18 protein-coding genes are annotated in these 15,781 nt (G+C 59.7%); 1 reads left to right on the top strand and 17 read right to left on the bottom strand.

All coding sequences use genetic code 11. The annotated features are described in order from the left end of the window. Positions 1-136: 136 nt before the first annotated feature. The 14 genes from GOV79_RS15080 to ruvC form a co-directional block, all read right to left on the bottom strand. Positions 137-712, bottom strand: coding sequence for an MOSC domain-containing protein (locus GOV79_RS15080; RefSeq protein WP_170790386.1), 576 nt, complete (start codon positions 710-712; stop codon positions 137-139). A gap of 90 nt (positions 713-802) precedes the next feature. Continuing rightward, a complete protein-coding gene (gene ftsH / locus GOV79_RS15075) occupies positions 803-2,719 on the bottom strand; it encodes an ATP-dependent zinc metalloprotease FtsH (RefSeq protein WP_170782882.1) in 1,917 nt (638 codons plus the stop codon). Between the two features lie 76 nt (positions 2,720-2,795). Further along, entirely contained in the window at positions 2,796-4,049 is a 1,254-nt protein-coding gene (gene tilS, locus GOV79_RS15070; RefSeq protein WP_170790385.1) for a tRNA lysidine(34) synthetase TilS, read from the bottom strand. Further along, positions 4,046-4,870: a tol-pal system protein YbgF gene (ybgF, locus tag GOV79_RS15065; RefSeq protein WP_170790384.1), complete on the bottom strand. Its 825-nt coding sequence runs from the start codon at positions 4,868-4,870 to the stop codon at positions 4,046-4,048. The genes tilS and ybgF overlap by 4 nt, the downstream gene beginning before the upstream one ends. A gap of 4 nt (positions 4,871-4,874) precedes the next feature. Continuing rightward, positions 4,875-5,387, bottom strand: a complete 513-nt coding sequence (gene pal / locus GOV79_RS15060; RefSeq protein WP_170769966.1) for a peptidoglycan-associated lipoprotein Pal — start codon at positions 5,385-5,387, stop codon at positions 4,875-4,877. 87 nt (positions 5,388-5,474) lie between these two features. Continuing rightward, positions 5,475-6,794, bottom strand: a complete 1,320-nt coding sequence (gene tolB / locus GOV79_RS15055; protein WP_170790383.1) for a Tol-Pal system beta propeller repeat protein TolB — start codon at positions 6,792-6,794, stop codon at positions 5,475-5,477. Further along, complete coding sequence (locus GOV79_RS15050) at positions 6,791-7,897, bottom strand: cell envelope integrity protein TolA (protein ID WP_170790382.1); 1,107 nt, start codon at positions 7,895-7,897, stop codon at positions 6,791-6,793. The genes tolB and GOV79_RS15050 overlap by 4 nt, the downstream gene beginning before the upstream one ends. Positions 7,898-7,906: 9 nt before the next feature. Further along, entirely contained in the window at positions 7,907-8,383 is a 477-nt protein-coding gene (gene tolR, locus GOV79_RS15045) for a protein TolR (protein WP_170790381.1), read from the bottom strand. 1 nt (position 8,384) lies between these two features. Next, positions 8,385-9,080, bottom strand: coding sequence for a protein TolQ (gene tolQ, locus GOV79_RS15040; RefSeq protein WP_170769962.1), 696 nt, complete (start codon positions 9,078-9,080; stop codon positions 8,385-8,387). A 111-nt stretch (positions 9,081-9,191) separates the two neighbouring features. After that, positions 9,192-9,575, bottom strand: coding sequence for a tol-pal system-associated acyl-CoA thioesterase (gene ybgC, locus GOV79_RS15035; protein ID WP_170782889.1), 384 nt, complete (start codon positions 9,573-9,575; stop codon positions 9,192-9,194). Further along, positions 9,572-10,195 carry a hypothetical protein gene (locus tag GOV79_RS15030; RefSeq protein WP_170782890.1) on the bottom strand — a complete coding sequence of 208 codons (624 nt, stop codon included), beginning with the start codon at positions 10,193-10,195 and terminating at the stop codon, positions 9,572-9,574. Before GOV79_RS15030 ends, ybgC begins: the two co-directional genes overlap by 4 nt. A gap of 64 nt (positions 10,196-10,259) precedes the next feature. Next, entirely contained in the window at positions 10,260-11,279 is a 1,020-nt protein-coding gene (gene ruvB, locus GOV79_RS15025) for a Holliday junction branch migration DNA helicase RuvB (protein WP_170790380.1), read from the bottom strand. 4 nt (positions 11,280-11,283) lie between these two features. Then, positions 11,284-11,961 carry a Holliday junction branch migration protein RuvA gene (gene ruvA / locus GOV79_RS15020; protein ID WP_170790379.1) on the bottom strand — a complete coding sequence of 226 codons (678 nt, stop codon included), beginning with the start codon at positions 11,959-11,961 and terminating at the stop codon, positions 11,284-11,286. Further along, complete coding sequence (ruvC, locus tag GOV79_RS15015; protein ID WP_170769957.1) at positions 11,958-12,455, bottom strand: crossover junction endodeoxyribonuclease RuvC; 498 nt, start codon at positions 12,453-12,455, stop codon at positions 11,958-11,960. The genes ruvA and ruvC overlap by 4 nt, the downstream gene beginning before the upstream one ends. 332 nt (positions 12,456-12,787) lie before the next feature. Here ruvC and GOV79_RS15010 point away from each other — a divergent pair, with 332 nt between their 5' ends. Further along, complete coding sequence (locus GOV79_RS15010; RefSeq protein WP_170769956.1) at positions 12,788-13,000, top strand: DUF1127 domain-containing protein; 213 nt, start codon at positions 12,788-12,790, stop codon at positions 12,998-13,000. 104 nt (positions 13,001-13,104) lie between these two features. Here GOV79_RS15010 and GOV79_RS15005 read toward each other — a convergent pair whose 3' ends face one another. The 3 genes from GOV79_RS15005 to GOV79_RS14995 form a co-directional block, all read right to left on the bottom strand. Next, complete coding sequence (locus GOV79_RS15005) at positions 13,105-13,587, bottom strand: hypothetical protein (protein WP_237218034.1); 483 nt, start codon at positions 13,585-13,587, stop codon at positions 13,105-13,107. Then, positions 13,554-14,426 (bottom strand): 50S ribosomal protein L11 methyltransferase, encoded by an 873-nt coding sequence (locus GOV79_RS15000; RefSeq protein WP_170790378.1) that lies wholly within the window; start codon positions 14,424-14,426, stop codon positions 13,554-13,556. Before GOV79_RS15000 ends, GOV79_RS15005 begins: the two co-directional genes overlap by 34 nt. 64 nt (positions 14,427-14,490) lie before the next feature. Next, a complete protein-coding gene (locus GOV79_RS14995) occupies positions 14,491-15,723 on the bottom strand; it encodes an MFS transporter (protein WP_170769953.1) in 1,233 nt (410 codons plus the stop codon). Between the last annotated feature and the right edge of the window lie 58 nt (positions 15,724-15,781).

Raw genomic sequence — 15,781 nt, 5'->3', positions numbered from 1 at the left:
TGCTGATCAATCCATACAATTGTGTACCAAAGCGATGGATATGGATTCCGACATAATCACGCCGTGAAACGGCGTAGCGTCACTTAGGGGGTCGCGTAACGTAAGCTTGATCGTTTCCCATCGGAAATCCTGTGTCTTAAGGTGCCCAAGCGCGCTGATCGGGGACGAACAGCTTTAGCTGGTCACCCAGATGTAGCGCTCCGGGCCTTTCAACCCATGCAGTCACCCCACGCCGCCCCTTGGCTGCGGGCTTGAACGCGGCACCATGGCCGGGCAAATCGGCCTCGACCTCGCGGCCGGGAATCACGCAAGGGCGGTTTTCCATATCCACCGTGATCGTTACTCCATCCGGCCCCTGCAGACGCGACGAAGGCGGGATATGGGTAAAGTCAGGAATACCGCGCAAAAGGATGCTGACCCCCAGGTAGGACGCGTCCAGCGTTTCAAGCCCCATCTCGGTAGCGGTTGCCTGCATCTCCTCTTCAGACAGCACCGAGAGTTGCCGCACATTTCGGATTTCTGTGCCTTTGGGATAAAGGTTCGTCATCCGCACACATGAAGCGCGGTTTTCGCCCTCATGCCGCTCTCCGGCGACACCTGCAAAACCCAGCGACAAAGCGGGTACGGAGTCGGCACGGATGGACTGACCAGCCGGTACATGGCCCAACCAGACCACTTCGCCCATGAATTCCGTTTCGCGCATGACCGGCATAATCATCCCCTTTACAGCTTTTCACGGGCACTAGACGGCAGGCACGTCGGAAAGAAAAGAAAACCCGAGCCTTAGCTCGGGTTTTTGCTGTTACGCGGTCGGTTCTGGCTCCATCCCGCCATCGGGCGGAGTTTTCTTGACCTTGGTCTTCGGAATGGCCGTAACGCTGGGCGCGTTGCCCTCGTCAGGGCTATCGCCTTCGTCGTCACCTTCCGTCGGAGAGTCGCCGTTCATCACGCGCTTGATCTCGTCACCGGTTAGGGTCTCGTATTCCAGCAGGCCTTGCGCCAAGCGTTCCCATTCTTCGTTTTTGTCGGTCAGAATCTTGTGGGCACGCTCATATCCTTGCTGGATCAGGCGCTTCACCTCTTCCTCGATCAGCTCTTTGGTATGGGCAGAAACCGAGAAACCAGCAGTGTTGCCCTGATAGCCTTCATGCGCCTCGGCATAGTCGATATTACCGACTTTGTCCGACATGCCCCAGCGCATCACCATCGCACGCGCCAATTGGCTGGCCTGCATGATATCGCCAGCGGGACCGTTCGACACATGATCCTCACCGTATTTGATGACTTCGGCGGCCTTACCGGCCATGGTCATGGCCAGCTTTTGTTCGCACTCATCTCGGTGATAGTTCAAGCGGTCCATTTCGGGCAGTGAGACCACCATACCCAATGCACCACCGCGCGGGATGATCGTGGCCTTGTAAACCGGATCGCACAGCGGCAATTCCAGACCGACCACAGCGTGACCAGCCTCGTGATACGCTGTCTTTTCCTTCTGGTCTTGCGTCAGCACCATACTGCGGCGCTCAGCCCCCATCATCACCTTGTCTTTGGCGTTCTCGAAATCTTCCATGGTGACGAAGCGGCGACCAACACGCGCGGCCATCAGTGCGGCCTCATTCACGAGGTTCGCCAGATCGGCGCCCGAGAAGCCCGGCGTCCCCCGCGCAATGATGCGCAGGTCAACATCGGGGCCCAGAGGCGTCTTGCGCGCATGCACGCCCAAAATCTTCTCACGACCTTTGATGTCAGGGTTGCCGACGGTCACGTTGCGGTCAAACCGGCCCGGACGCAGCAGCGCGGGGTCCAGAACGTCCTTACGGTTAGTGGCCGCCAGAATGATCACGCCTTCATTGGCCTCGAACCCGTCCATCTCGACCAGCAACTGGTTGAGCGTTTGTTCGCGTTCATCGTTGCCACCGCCATAACCCGCACCACGATGGCGGCCCACGGCGTCGATTTCGTCGATGAACACGATACAGGGCGCGTTTTTCTTGGCCTGTTCGAACATGTCGCGCACACGCGATGCACCGACACCCACGAACATCTCGACAAAGTCCGATCCTGAGATCGTGAAGAAGGGCACGCCTGCCTCACCTGCAATCGCACGGGCCAGAAGTGTCTTACCAGTACCCGGAGGGCCGACCAGCAAAGCGCCTTTCGGGATCTTGCCGCCCAGACGGCTGAATTTCTGCGGGTTGCGCAGGAATTCGACGATCTCCTCCAGCTCTTCCTTGGCCTCGTCGATACCGGCGACGTCGTCAAAGGTCACTCGGCCATGCTTTTCGGTCAGCATCTTGGCCTTGGACTTGCCAAAACCCATCGCGCCACCTTTACCGCCGCCTTGCATCCGGTTCATGAAATAGACCCAGACACCGATCAGCAGCAGGAAGGGCAGCAATGTGATCAGGAACGACTGAAAGCCCGACTGCTGCTGTTTTTCCGCCCGCACCGGGATGTTCTCGTCGATCAACAGCTTGGTGACTTCGGCATCCCCGGGTTTGATGGTGACATAGCTGGCACCACTTTGCGTGGTGTAGCGAATCTGTTCGCCATCCAGCGTCACATTCTTAACCTCGCCGCTTTCAACGGCTGTGACGAAATCGGAATAAGTTCTTTCATTGCTCTGAAGCGTTCCACCCGGTCCGCTGAACAGATTGAACAGTGCTAGGATCAGTAAAAACAGAACGACCCAGAAGGCGATGTTACGAGCGTTGCCCAAGGAAAATCTCCCAAAAGATTTCGGCAGATGGGGGTCTGCCGGGTTGCCCTATAAAATAGAGATGATTCAAGCAGGTTCAATGCGATAAAAAAGAAGAGTGCAACTCGGGCACTTCTGACGCCAATTCCGCCCGCCAACCATTGGAAAAACCCGCCAAAGGCGCCGACAGCAGCGTGTCTTCTGCCCAAATCGCGGGCGATGCCACAAGCGCCGCGCGCGGTTTTCCCAAAGCACGCCAGTCGGGCAACTGCCGCAGCCCAGCCTCTGCCAATGGGCGGACTTGCGCGTCTGATCTTTGCGGACCGGTCAAGATCCAGCGGCTATCCCACAAATCGCCCGGCTTGGAAAGTTGTACGGAAATCGCCCCTAGTTCCCTGCAAATCCACGTGTTCTCGTCCTTGGCAACCACCATACATCCCCCGATTGTGGTTGTTTCTGCTTGGCGCAAAGCCGACAGAGCCTGTTCGACCGCCATCTGCCGCGGCGGATAGCCTGCACCCGCGATCCATTGGATACTGCCCACCAACAGACGCCGTTGGATCTCGCTGGGCAGCGCCACAAAGCCAGCGCGATCAACGCAAATGTCGCCCGTCTCAGCCCGCAGAACCTGACGCGCGGTTTCCTGCGTAAACACGTCCAAAGCCTCGCGCGCTTGTGCAAGGTTGTCAGCCACCCGGCTGAGGGATCGGGCGGTTATGCCGATATCATCCAACCCTGCCAGAGCCTCGCGCGCTTTGATCCGATCAAAGCGCAGGTCGTGATTCGAAGGGTCTTCTATCCAGTCCAACCCGTGTGCATTCAGGTAGTCGCGCAACTCCTGTCGGGTGACATCCAAAAGCGGCCTGAGCAGTTGCACCCCGTTCAGCTCGCGCGCAGCAGGCATCCCAGACAGGCCCGTGACGCCGGACGCGCGACCAAGCCGCAGCAGGACGGTTTCGGCCTGATCGTCGGCAGTGTGACCGAGTGCGATAGCGGGTACATCATTGCGCCGGGCCCAGTCGGTCAGCAACCTGTACCGGGCCTGCCGCGCCTGATCCTGCAAGTTGCCGCTGCCATCCCATCCGGTCCACCGCAACACTTCATAGGGCAACCCCATGTCTCGGGCCATTTCGGCAACCCGATCGGCTTCAGCGCGAGATTCAGCGCGCAATCCATGATCCACCGTTGCAACGTACAGCGAAACGCCCTGCGCGCGCGCGATCTCTGCCAGAAGGTGCAGCAAAGCGACCGAGTCGCCGCCACCTGACACTGCAACCCCCAAACGGGCAGGCAGTTGCGCGGGCAGTCGCCTGCGCAACGCATCCTTCAACTTGTCGGGGAATGTGGTCAAGAACAGCCCAGCGACGCCATTTCCTGTGTCGCGCTAGAGGCCGCTGGGGATGCCGGGAACCGCACCCCAACCTCGCTGAGTGTTATACAAGCCTGATCGGTTTGTCCCAGTCGACCCAAGGCCGAGCCGAGCTCAAACAAAGCCTCGGGCGCAAAAGTCCCCTCGGAATCACCGGTGAAACTGGCCAGAAAGGCACGCGCCGCTTCGCGAGTGTCGCCCAACCCTTCCAACGCTTGCCCGCGCTTCAGGTTAGCTTCGGGCGCAAGAGGGCTGCCGGGATATGAGGTATCAAAGCTTGCAAACTGGTCGGCTGCGGCCTGAAAATTGCCCTCGGCCAGCGCTTGCGCGGCAGCGTCGAAATCCGCGCGTTCGCCTATCGCCAACTCACCCTGATCAGTCGCCGTGGGCGCAGCAGGCGTTGTCGGAGCAGCTGCCGTAATCTGCGTCTCACCCCCTAGGGTCGAGGTTTCGCCCAGCGTGCTCAGATCGCCGCCTTCCAACTCAACCAAACGGAACTCCAGATCGCCGATGCGGTTGGTGCCGTCGGTGACGATATTCTGCACCCGCTGGTTCAACTGCTCAGTCTGACGGGTCAGGCGCTGCAACTCGGCCTCGATGGCGTCGACGCGTTCAAGCACCGAACTACCGGACAGGTTGGGTGACGGTGACCCCGTCGTCGAAAACTCACGTTTCAGACGCTGGATTTCCACATGCAACACGGTCAACTCCTGCCGGATATCGGCTAGGGTCTGCTGATCCTGTGCTTGTGCCACCCCGGCGGTCGCCAAAACCGCGGCCAGAACCCATCCTGCAACTTTCATCATCTTACCCCAGTGTTGAGCCGGTCAGCACCGTAACCGCACGGCGGTTCTTGGAATAGCAATCCTCGGTACTGCAAATCTCGATCGGGCGTTCCTTGCCAAAGCTGACCGTGGTCAGACGGTTGCCCGCCACCCCGCGCGAGATCAGGTATTCGCGGGCCGCATTCGCCCGACGTGCGCCCAGTGCAAGGTTGTATTCGCGAGTGCCCTGTTCATCTGCGTGGCCCTCGATGGTTGCCACGAAATCGGGGTTCGCCAACAGCCAGTCCGCCTGACCCTGCAGAACGGTCTGCGCTTGCGGTGTAAGGGTCGACTGATCGATCGCAAACAGAACCCGGTCGCCGACGGTCTGCTGGAAATAAGCAGGTGAGCGCGGATCGCTGGGCGATCCTGCGGCCAGACCACCACCATTTGCGCCGCCGCCAAGGCCGCCTCCTAATGTCGAGGGATCGTTGCTGGTGCAGGCGGCCAGAATGCCTAGCACGCCCAAAGCTACCACTTTGCCCAATACGTTCATTTCAAGTGCCTCGTTGTGTTTTCTGTTTGTTGCCGCCTGTGTATCACAGCGCGGGTTTCTTGTGAACTTTTCCGACCGCCCCCGCGATCAATTCTGCAAAGGCCCCCAGGACGGATCGCTGCCGCCATCTGGCGTTCGCACCGGGCGCAAGTTGCGCCCCGAGATATCCACCGAATAAAGCGTCGCCCGACCGCTTGCGCCTTGGGTTTCACGGGTGAACATAATCACCCGACCATTGGGCGACCATGTCGGCCCCTCGTCCAGAAAGGACGAAGTCAGCAACCGTTCCTCGCTGCCATCGGTGCGCATCACGCCGATATGGAACCGACCTTTGTTTTGCTTGGTGAAAGCGACCAGATCGCCCCGCGGGGACCAGACCGGCGTACCATAACGCCCCTGACCGAAACTGATCCGCGTCGCCTCACCCCCATTTGCAGGCATGATATACAGTTGCGGCGTGCCCGAGCGGTCGCTTTCGAATACGATTTGCGACCCATCTGGCGAATAGCTGGGCGCGGTCTCAATCGCCGGCGTGTTAGTCAAACGCACGCTCTGCCCCGAGGCTAGATCCATTTTCCAAAGATCCGTATTCCCCCCTTGAATCAGCGAATAGACAATCGAGCGTCCATCCGGCGAGAAACGAGGTGAAAAGCTCATCGTGCCGCCGGGCGTGTTCAGCTCGGTGCGGCGGACGCGGTCCACATCCAACACATAGATGCGTGGCTGGCCGGTTTCATAGCTGGTATAAAGCAGCCGGTCACCCGTCGGCGAAAAGCGCGGGGCTAGAACGATGGCGGCGCTGTCGGTCAAGTACTGCACGTTGGCACCATCGTAATCCATGATCGCCAGACGTTTCAGGCGCTGATCCTTGGGGCCACTTTCCGACACGAAGGCCACGCGACTATCGAAATAACCGCCCTCACCCGTCACGCGGCTATAGACCTGATCGGCCACCTTATGCGCCATGCGCCGCCAGCCATCCGTAGTACCTGCGAACTGCAGCCCGTTGCCAAGCTCTTGCCCGGAGAATACATCCCATACCCGGAAGCGGACCGTTAGCCGGTTGCCCGAGACATTTACCGCCCCAGTAACAAGCGCCTCGGCATTGATCGCCTTCCAGTCGGCAAATTGCAGTGGCGCCTCAAAGCTGCTGACCCGGCTGATAAATGCATCAGACGGGATTTCGCGGAACAGCCCTGTGCCGGTGAGGTCCGCTGCAACAACCCGTGTGATATCTTGCGCGTACTGAGCCGCAGCGGGACCGTCGGGCACGAAACTGGGCACCGCGAAGGGCAAGGGTTCGATGATCCCCTGATCCAGTTCCAAGCGCAGCGGTCCGTTCTGGGCATGAACCGGTGCTGTCAGAAGCGTCAGGCCGAGCAACAGGCTGGTCAGAAATCTCATCATTTGATCCGCATCCTCTCGGGATTGAATGTAATCTCAATATCCTGCCATTGCGCGTATTTGTCAGCAGGCAGGTCATATCCTTTTGCCCCGCAACGCAGAATTGCGCGTCTGGCGGCCTCATAGGCTTGTCTTGCTGCGCCGTCGGAACCGCCTGAACTTTCAATCAAACGCAAGCTGCCGCCCACCACATTGCCATCCGGCGTGAGCGAAAACCCTACAACGACCACAGTCTGCAAGGCGTCGGTCGACAACGACCCTACATTCCAGCACTTGGACACTGCCAAACGCATTGCATCTTTCTCACCACTGGTCAGCGGCGGGCCAGAGGGTTCTGTGCCCTGCCCCAGCGCCTCGGCCAACGCATCTTCGATGGCGCTTTCGTCCGCAGGCTGCGGCGCAGGTGTCTCGGGCTCGACTTCGGGTGTTTCTGCCACCTCAGACTGCACCGGAGGGGGCGGTCGGTTTGGCCGAACCTGTGGCCGCGGAGAACTGCGGGGCGCGTATTCCCTGGCTTCCTCGGCCTCGGTCACGATCTCATCCGTGACCTCTTCGGGAGCGGTCTGATCCTGTTGCTCTTGCTGGATCTCGGCGCCTTCTTCCAAGGACACAGCGGGCGTTTCAATGTCATCGGGTGCAGCCTCGGGCGGAGGCGGTGCAACGGGTTCTGGCGCAACCTTGTCTGCCGGGCGCGGCTGCGCCTCGGGGCCGGGGGGCACGGGCAAGGCGGCCACCTCTGGCGCGGGCGGCTCAAGCGCTGGGGGTTGTTCGATTACCACCGGCTCGGGCGGCGGTTCCACCGCCTCGGGCACCGGGTCAGGCTCGGGCTCGGATGGCTCCGACACCTCGGGCACCGTCTGATCTTCTTCGACCGGCTCGGGCGGCGTCACCTCTTCAACCGGCGTGTCAGGCTGCTGCAAGGCCGCAGGCGTTGTCACCTCGGGCGCATCCCGCTGAGCGGTCATTGCCGCAAATTGCTCAGCCGAGATCACCGAGACATCCTGCACGGCCATCGGCAAAGGTTCGGACCGGAACGTGCCGCCGAACAAGGCCCATCCGATCAAACTGACATGGGCAATCGCCGAGATCTTGGTGCCGGTATCCACCGTGCCGCCTCACTCTCCACCTTCGTCAAGCGTCGGACCGCCCGTGTCGGTGACGAGACCGACATTGGAAAACCCACCCGCATTCAACGCACCCATTACCTGCATTACCTGCGCATAAGGGATCGAGCCATCCGCCCGCAGGAACACACGGTCACTGCTGCGCTCGGACGCGATGGCGCGCAATCTGCCAATCAATTCATCACGCTGAACATCTGTCGTCTGAATCTGAACCTGACCATCTGCGGTCAGCGTCACGGTCAAAGGTTCCTCATTATCACCGGGCAATGCACTGGCCGCCGTCTTGGGCAGGTCCACCGGCACCCCGACAGTCAACAATGGTGCGGCGACCATGAAGATGATCAGCAACACCAACATAACATCCACAAAGGGCGTGACGTTGATCTCAGCCATTGGCTGGGCACGACCGCGACGACGTCCGCGTCTGCGTCCATTGCTGCCCGAGCTTTGCTGAACCGCAGCGCCCATCCTAGCTGTCCAACTGACGCGACAGGATGGTGGCGAATTCGTCTGCAAAGGCCTCATAGCCGCCCACGATCCGGTCACTATCCGCGCTGAGTTTATTGTAGAAAATCACCGCCGGGATCGCGGCCAACAGGCCCAGACCGGTCGCCAGCAAAGCCTCGGCAATACCGGGGGCTACAACCGCCAGATTGGTGTTTTGTTGTTCGGCAATCTCGATAAAGGCGTTCATGATGCCCCAAACCGTGCCGAACAGCCCGATAAAGGGCGCGGTCGAGCCAACCGTCGCCAAGACCGGCAGACCCTTTTGCAGCGTCTCGGACTCTTTGGCGATGGCCACATCCATTGACCGATCAATCCTCGCTGTGGCCCCCGCGATCAGCCCGCCATCGGTGCGATGTGAACGACGCCACTCGATCATGCCTGCGGCGAAGATCTTTTCGGAACTGCCATCGGGCTGCGTGCCGATCTGTTCAAACAATTCATCCAAGGGGTTGCCGGACCAGAACGCCTCATCAAACACCTGCGCCTCGCGTCGGGCGGCTCGGTAGTTGATGATTTTCTGGATGATAATCCCCCAAGACCAAATCGACGCACCGATCAGCATCAGCATCACCAGTTTGACGATAAAGGTCGCGCGGGCATACAGCCCCCACATGGAGAAGTCGATCTCCTGCGCCAGCGCCAGCGTTTCAGCTTCCATGAACCTGCTCTTTAGTTTTTGCCTGATGGCCGTTCGTTTGGCCTTGTTTTGATAAACGCTAACGCAGTTGGATATGAAAAGCCAACAGAACCACCCTGGTCCCGCAAAATGTTACATCAATGCGCGAATCTCTGCCGGAAGACGCACCGGTTTGCCCTGCGCATTCATGCAGACCGCCGTGACCGAGGCGGTGAAAACTTCGGTCTCGCCCCGTGTCACCCGCTGCGCCATCGTCAGCCGCGCGCCAGACAGCGACGTGATCCAAGTTTCAATCGTCAACTCATCATCGAATTTCGCAGGGGCCAGATATTCGGCCTCGATCTTACGCACGACCCAGACAATACCCGCATCGCGCATCGCATTCTGGTCGTTACCGATATTGCGCACATAGTCCGAGCGCGCCCTCTCGATGAATTTCAGATAGTTCGCGTGATAGACCACACCCCCCATATCGGTGTCTTCATAGAAAACCCGGACGGCATAGGTATGGGTCATTGCGGTTGCTCCAATCTGGCAAACAGGCGCAACGCATGAGAGGCATCCTGCGCCGCACCCGGCAATACCGGATCGTAGGCCGCGCGGATCAGACCCGCAATGTCTGGCCGCAAAATCGTGGCCTCACCCGCCACCGCCAAAGGTGATTGTGTGCGAAATGCCGTGTCGGACCATAGCAAAACGGTCTGCACCACCTGGCTGAGCGCCAGAGTTTCGGCAGGCACCTTCGACAGCTCTTTGTCCATTCGCAAAAACACGAACGCGGCACGGATTGCGCCGTCTTCCTCGAACCGGAAGATACGATATTGGTTGGCGTCTACCGCAACCAGTCGTTCGACCAAAGGTGCTAGGTCCGGGACAAGACGATCGAGGTCCGGCACTTCCAACAGCTCATTCCAGTCCCGGAAGAAGAACACCATGCAGTTGGCCCCCAGTTCAGGGTCCGTTTCCGCCATTTTGTGACCGGCCAGCGTGACGACCGCTTCGAACGCCCCTTTGACCGTGGCCAAGGTGTCATCTTCCACCCCGAAAACGATGGGCACAATCGGACGCCCCCAACGTGCGAACAAAAACTCGCCGCTTTCGCGGGTGAACAGCGCTTCGATTTGATCAGGTGTCACGCGCAGACCCTTCTTCTCGTTTCAAATATGGCCGCCGGAGGCTTAAAATCCCTAGCGCTATAATTCAACCAAACAGATCGCTTTGCCCCCGAGGCGCTGCCATACCCAAATGCGTCCACGCCTTTTGTGCCAGCATCCGCCCGCGCGGTGTGCGCTGGATCAAACCCTGCTGCAACAAATAGGGCTCAATCACTTCCTCAAGCGAATCCCGGCTTTCCGACAACGCTGCTGAAAGGGTTTCGATCCCAACTGGTCCACCGGCGTAGTTCTCGGCGATCAGCTTAAGATACCGACGATCCGCGCCGTCCAATCCCAGATTGTCCACGCCCAAACGTGTCAAAGCACCATCGGCCAGATCCCGCGTGATCCGCCCGTCGCCTTCGACGATAGCGAAATCCACCACGCGACGCAGCAGCCGCCCCGCGATCCGAGGGGTCCCGCGCGACCTCCGCGCGATCTCGCGCGCGCCTGCGTCGTCAGCAGGAGCCCCCAGTTTACGGGCGTTTCGCGTGACGATCTCGTGCAGTTCATCGACCGTGTAGAATTGCAGCCGGGTCGGAATGCCAAAGCGATCCCGCAGAGGCGTGGTCAGCAGACCCATCCGGGTCGTCGCCCCGACCAGAGTAAAGGGCTGCAACTCGATCCGCACGGTCCGCGCGGCGGGGCCCTCGCCGATCACCAGATCAAGCTCAAAATCCTCCATCGCCGGGTACAGAACCTCTTCGACCACCGGGTTCAGACGGTGGATTTCGTCGATGAACAGCACATCGCGCGATTCCAGATTGGTCAGAATCGCCGCCAAATCCCCGGCCTTGGCCAGCACCGGGCCAGAGGTCATGCGGAAATTCACCCCCAACTCGCGCGCCATGATCTGCGCCAGCGTCGTCTTGCCAAGGCCCGGAGGGCCATGAAACAGCGTATGGTCCATCGCCTCGCCCCGCTGACGAGCCGACTGGATGAAAATGCGCAGGTTCGCGCGCGCCTCGGCCTGACCGATGAACTCGTCCAACCCCTGAGGGCGTAGGGCGCGGTCGTTATCCTCGGGCAAAGGGTCAGGGCGCAGGGTGGGGTCGGCGTCAGTCATCCATTCAGCCTTTCGGAGCCAGCAGTTTCAACGCCGCCCGGATCAGATCAGCCTCACCGGCGTCCGGCAGGCTGGCGGCCGCTTCGGCCACGGCCGAGGCCGCCTCGGACGGGCCATAGCCGAGGTTCGACAGGGCCGACAACGCACCAGCCGAGGCCGCCGCATTGCCCGAGGCCGGTTTCGCAGCGCGTTTGGGCGCAGGCGCTGGCTCAATCAGTTCGACCGGCTCAGGCACAGGGCCGTCCATCGCCTCGGTCACGGTGCCGCCCATGGCCATCACGCCCGGCGCTTTGTCCTTCAGGTCCAATACGATGCGCTGCGCGGTTTTCGGCCCCACGCCTTTGGCCGCCTTGACCGCGCCCCAATCACCCAAGGCAATCGCACGGCTGACCCCATCCGGGCCCAGCGCAGACAGGATCGCCAAAGACACTTTGGCCCCCACCCCCTGCACCGAACACAGCAGGCGGTGCCATTCCTTCTCGACCAAAGACAGAAACCCATAAAGCTGCATCAGGTCTTCGCGCACCACCATGTCCGTGTAGATCGAGACTGCCTCCCCCACGCCCGGCAGAGCCGCCATGGTCCGGTCCGAGCAATAGACGATATAACCAACCCCGCGCACGTCGATCAGCACGTGGTCTGCTGCGCGGTAATCCAGGCGTCCAGTGAGTTTTCCGATCATGCCCGCACCTCTTTCATCCGCGCCTGCGGCGCTGCGCCATAGTAGGAATGGCAGATCGCAATCGCCAGCGCATCTGCCGCATCTGCGCCCTTGGGCTGACACCCCGGCAGTTGCAGCTTGACCATGTGCAAGACTTGCTCTTTCTCGGCATGCCCCACGCCCACAACTGTTTTCTTGACCCGGTTGGGCGCATATTCCCCTACCGGCAACCCGGCTTGCGCGAGCGTCAGAAGCGCAACCCCGCGCGCCTGGCCCAGTTTCAACGTGCCCGCACCGTCCTTGTTCACGAAAGTCTGTTCGATCGCGGCCTGATCGGGCGTGTGTTCGGCGATCACCTCGACAATCTGGTTGTGCAGAGACAACAACCGCTCGCCCAAATCATCACCGTCGGATTTGCATAGCCCGTTGGCCACGTGGCTCAGGCGGCTGCCATGCGATTCGATGACGCCCCATCCCAGGGTTCTCAGCCCCGGATCAATGCCCAAAATCCGCATGTTGTGCCCCAGCCTGCTCGGGTTTTTGTGATCTTTCTTACGGGTTAGCACGAAGCGTGAACATTTTCCAAGCGAATTGACGGAAAGTCCAAAAACGACAGACCTGCTCGAGGGGCGACACAATGGCCTGTTTGCGACCGCGAAATGCCTGAATTCGACGTGTTTGATTAAGCAAAAATGACCAGTAAATTAAGGGGCTTTCACGTTTTCAGAGCATTGCAGAAAACGCATAGGACACATGCAATTTCGTCGCTTGTGGTGTCAGATCGACATCCCTAAATGCCGCTCAAACGAAGGATTGAAACTGAACTCTAACCAGAAGGAAACAGGATATGGCCGTACTGGATACCACCCGCGCCACCACTGGCTCGTTCGGCCTTGCTGGCCGTATCGGCGGATTTTTTGCAGCGGTTGTGAACGCCGTTGTGGAATGGAACGACGCCCGCGTGACCCGCAACGCGCTGAGCGGTCTGAGTGACCGTGAACTGGACGATATTGGCATGTGCCGCGGCGATATTGACGTCGTAGCGGATAGCCGCCGGTAAGATCTAGACCACCACTCACACGCCCCTATCTCCTCCCTCGGGGGCAAAGCAGAACGCCGCGCATTGATTTATGCGCGGCGTTTCTGATTCAGATTTGCAAAAAATCAGGGCAGATAGCTTGAGACCTGCGCGGCCAGAAAGGCAGAAATCGGGTCAATCTGCATGATCCAGGCCCCAGCCTGTTCGACCGACGTCCCTTGGCTCAGACTGTCAACGCGGTATTCATAGGCGGACGGCCCAAGGCTCGCTAAAAGAAAGGTCTTGAATGCAAAAAAGCCCACAAGGCACATCAGCAACACTTTGGCAGGCACCGCAGACTGAACGCGCTGCGGCCTCATCACCACCAGGCCATCTTTGCGCATCGTCGCACGATAACCACGGCTGAGTTTCGCGTGTTTTTTGTTCAGACGATGAACGCGCTGATCAAATTCCAGTTGTTTTCCAGTCATGGCAGCCTCCAATAACCGCCCCCGATATGCATCTTTGAACGGTAGACAGAGATTGCGCCAAAAAAGTGGCAGGAATCCACAAAACTCCTGTAAATGGCCCGATTTTAGCCCTGTTTGCTTAAGATTAGCGTCGTCCATTCGCCAATCTCGTCCCGACGGGCCAGATTGAACCCGTTTTGTGAATAAACGGAAACCACATCATCGGCCTGTTCATTGAGGATTCCCGACAAGATCGCGTACCCCCCTACCCGCAGATTCGCCCCAATTTCCGGCGACAACGCGACCAGCGGCCCCTTGAGGATATTGGCAAAGATCAGGTCATAGGGCGCGTGGGCCTTCAGGTCGGGGTGATCGAACCCGGCAGCCTCGACGCACTGCACCTGACCGGCCATGCCATTGGCTTTCAGGTTCGCCTCGGCCACATCCACGGCCACCTGATCAATATCGCTGGCGATGATATCTCCATCCCAGACTCGCGCGGCGGCCATGGCAAGAACGGCAGTGCCACAGCCGATATCGGCCACTTTTGTCGCCTCGAACCCCTCATTCAGTAGATAATCCAGCGCCTTGAGGCAACCAAGTGTGGTGCCGTGATGCCCGGTGCCAAAGGCCATCGCGGCCTCGATCAGCAGGGGAATGCGGCCTTCGGGCAGTTGGTCGGCGTCGTGACTGCCGTAAACAAAGAAGCGCCCGGCCTCGACCGGAGCCAGTTCGCGACGCACATGGGCGACCCAATCGGTTTCGGGCAGCTCCGAGACGACAAAGGGCTTGGCTTGGAACGCGGCGGCCAGAACGGCCAGCGCGGTTTCATCTGGGGTTTCGGTGAAATAGCCGCCAACCTCCCATAGGCCCGAGCCGTCCTCGACCTCGAACACACCAACGCCGGTAGGTTCCGGCTCCAGACGCTCCATTGCTTCGCCCAAGCCTTCGGCGGCTTTCTTGCCCATCAGAGTGGTCAGCGCAGTGAATGTGGGCATGGGGGCCTCCTGTTTGGGTTTCCTCTGCGCCTAGGCCGCCGGGCAGGCAAGGTCAAGCGCTGGCTTATTCCGCAGGGGCCGGGGCGTATTTTGACAGGATGGTTTCATTGCCCGGCTCGGGGTGGCGCGGGATCAGCAACGACAAGGCCAGCGAGATCATCGCCATCGCTGCCGCTAGCGTAAACACCGCGCCGGGCGAGACCACCCACAGCAAACCCAGCAACGCCGGCAGGAACACGGCGGCGATGTGGTTGATCGTAAAGGCCACGGCTGCGGTTGGTGCGATATCGGCAGGGTCGGCGATTTTCTGGAAATAGGTTTTCAGCGCCAATGCCAGCGCGAACAGCACGTGGTCGATCACGTAAAGGATCGCGGCCAGCACCACGCCCCAGCCAAACCAATAGATGCCGCCATAGGCCGCGAACACGATGGCCAGACCGGCATACTCGAAGATCAGCGTGCGGCGCTCGCCGAACACGGACACGGCTTTGCCCAGCATCGGAGCGGCGGCCATGTTGATCACCAGATTGATCAGATAGAGGCTGGTTAGCTCATGCACCTCGAACCCAAATTTCTCGACCATCATGAAGCCTGCGAAGACGACAAAGATCTGCCGCCGGGCACCGGCCATGAATTGCAGGGCGTAATACAGCCAATAGCGTTTGCGCAGGATCAGTTTCTTGGTCTGCGGCGTCGGCGCATCGAATTGCGGGTAAGCCAGCAGGCAGAACAGCGCCAACAGAGCCGTCACGCCGCCCGCTGCCATGAAGACGAAGTTATAGGACAGATCGAACCGGTCCCATGTCAGCACGATCAAACCGTACACCACTGCTGTCGCCGCTGAGCCCATCGCGACCAGCCAGCCCAACACCTGCGGCGCACGATCCTTGGGCAACCATTGCAGTTGCAGCGACTGGTTTACCGTCTCGTAATAGTGAAACCCGATCGAGCTGAACAGCGTCACGAACAGCAGCCCGCCAAGGCTGGGGAACCACGCAGTGATTGCCGTCGCAACGCCCAGCATCATCAGCGAGATCATCGCCAGCACTTGCTCGCGGATAAAGATGATCACCGCGATCACGCCTACGGCCAGAAATCCGGGAATTTCACGAACCGTATGCAGCAGGCCTATGTCTGCGCCGTCGAAATTCGCGACCTCGATGACAAAATTGTTAAGCAGCGCGCTCCATGCGTTAAACGCAATGGGCATCATCAACGCCATCATGAACAAGAGCGTTATGGGACGGCGCCAGAACGGAAGGCTCTGCGCATCAGAGAGCGGCATGGGTTTCAGCATGACACCGCTCTACGCTCATTTTTTCGGTTTGGCGAGGGGGCAGACGCACAGGCGGTCT

Source organism: Ruegeria lacuscaerulensis (assembly GCF_013034745.1).
Classification (GTDB): Bacteria; Pseudomonadota; Alphaproteobacteria; order Rhodobacterales; family Rhodobacteraceae; genus Ruegeria; species Ruegeria lacuscaerulensis_B.
This window is presented reverse-complemented; position numbering and strand designations above follow the sequence as displayed.

Coding starts and splice junctions, on each gene's coding strand:
- GOV79_RS15080 (WP_170790386.1), bottom strand. CDS start 712: ATGCCGGTCATGCGCGAAACGGAATTCATGGGCGAAGTGGTCTGGTTG.
- ybgF (WP_170790384.1), bottom strand. CDS start 4,870: ATGAAAGTTGCAGGATGGGTTCTGGCCGCGGTTTTGGCGACCGCCGGG.
- pal (WP_170769966.1), bottom strand. CDS start 5,387: ATGAACGTATTGGGCAAAGTGGTAGCTTTGGGCGTGCTAGGCATTCTG.
- tolB (WP_170790383.1), bottom strand. CDS start 6,794: ATGATGAGATTTCTGACCAGCCTGTTGCTCGGCCTGACGCTTCTGACA.
- tolR (WP_170790381.1), bottom strand. CDS start 8,383: ATGGGCGCTGCGGTTCAGCAAAGCTCGGGCAGCAATGGACGCAGACGC.
- tolQ (WP_170769962.1), bottom strand. CDS start 9,080: ATGGAAGCTGAAACGCTGGCGCTGGCGCAGGAGATCGACTTCTCCATG.
- ybgC (WP_170782889.1), bottom strand. CDS start 9,575: ATGACCCATACCTATGCCGTCCGGGTTTTCTATGAAGACACCGATATG.
- ruvB (WP_170790380.1), bottom strand. CDS start 11,279: ATGACTGACGCCGACCCCACCCTGCGCCCTGACCCTTTGCCCGAGGAT.
- ruvA (WP_170790379.1), bottom strand. CDS start 11,961: ATGATCGGAAAACTCACTGGACGCCTGGATTACCGCGCAGCAGACCAC.
- ruvC (WP_170769957.1), bottom strand. CDS start 12,455: ATGCGGATTTTGGGCATTGATCCGGGGCTGAGAACCCTGGGATGGGGC.
- GOV79_RS15010 (WP_170769956.1), top strand. CDS start 12,788: ATGGCCGTACTGGATACCACCCGCGCCACCACTGGCTCGTTCGGCCTT.
- GOV79_RS15005 (WP_237218034.1), bottom strand. CDS start 13,587: ATGGACGACGCTAATCTTAAGCAAACAGGGCTAAAATCGGGCCATTTA.
- GOV79_RS15000 (WP_170790378.1), bottom strand. CDS start 14,426: ATGCCCACATTCACTGCGCTGACCACTCTGATGGGCAAGAAAGCCGCC.
- GOV79_RS14995 (WP_170769953.1), bottom strand. CDS start 15,723: ATGCTGAAACCCATGCCGCTCTCTGATGCGCAGAGCCTTCCGTTCTGG.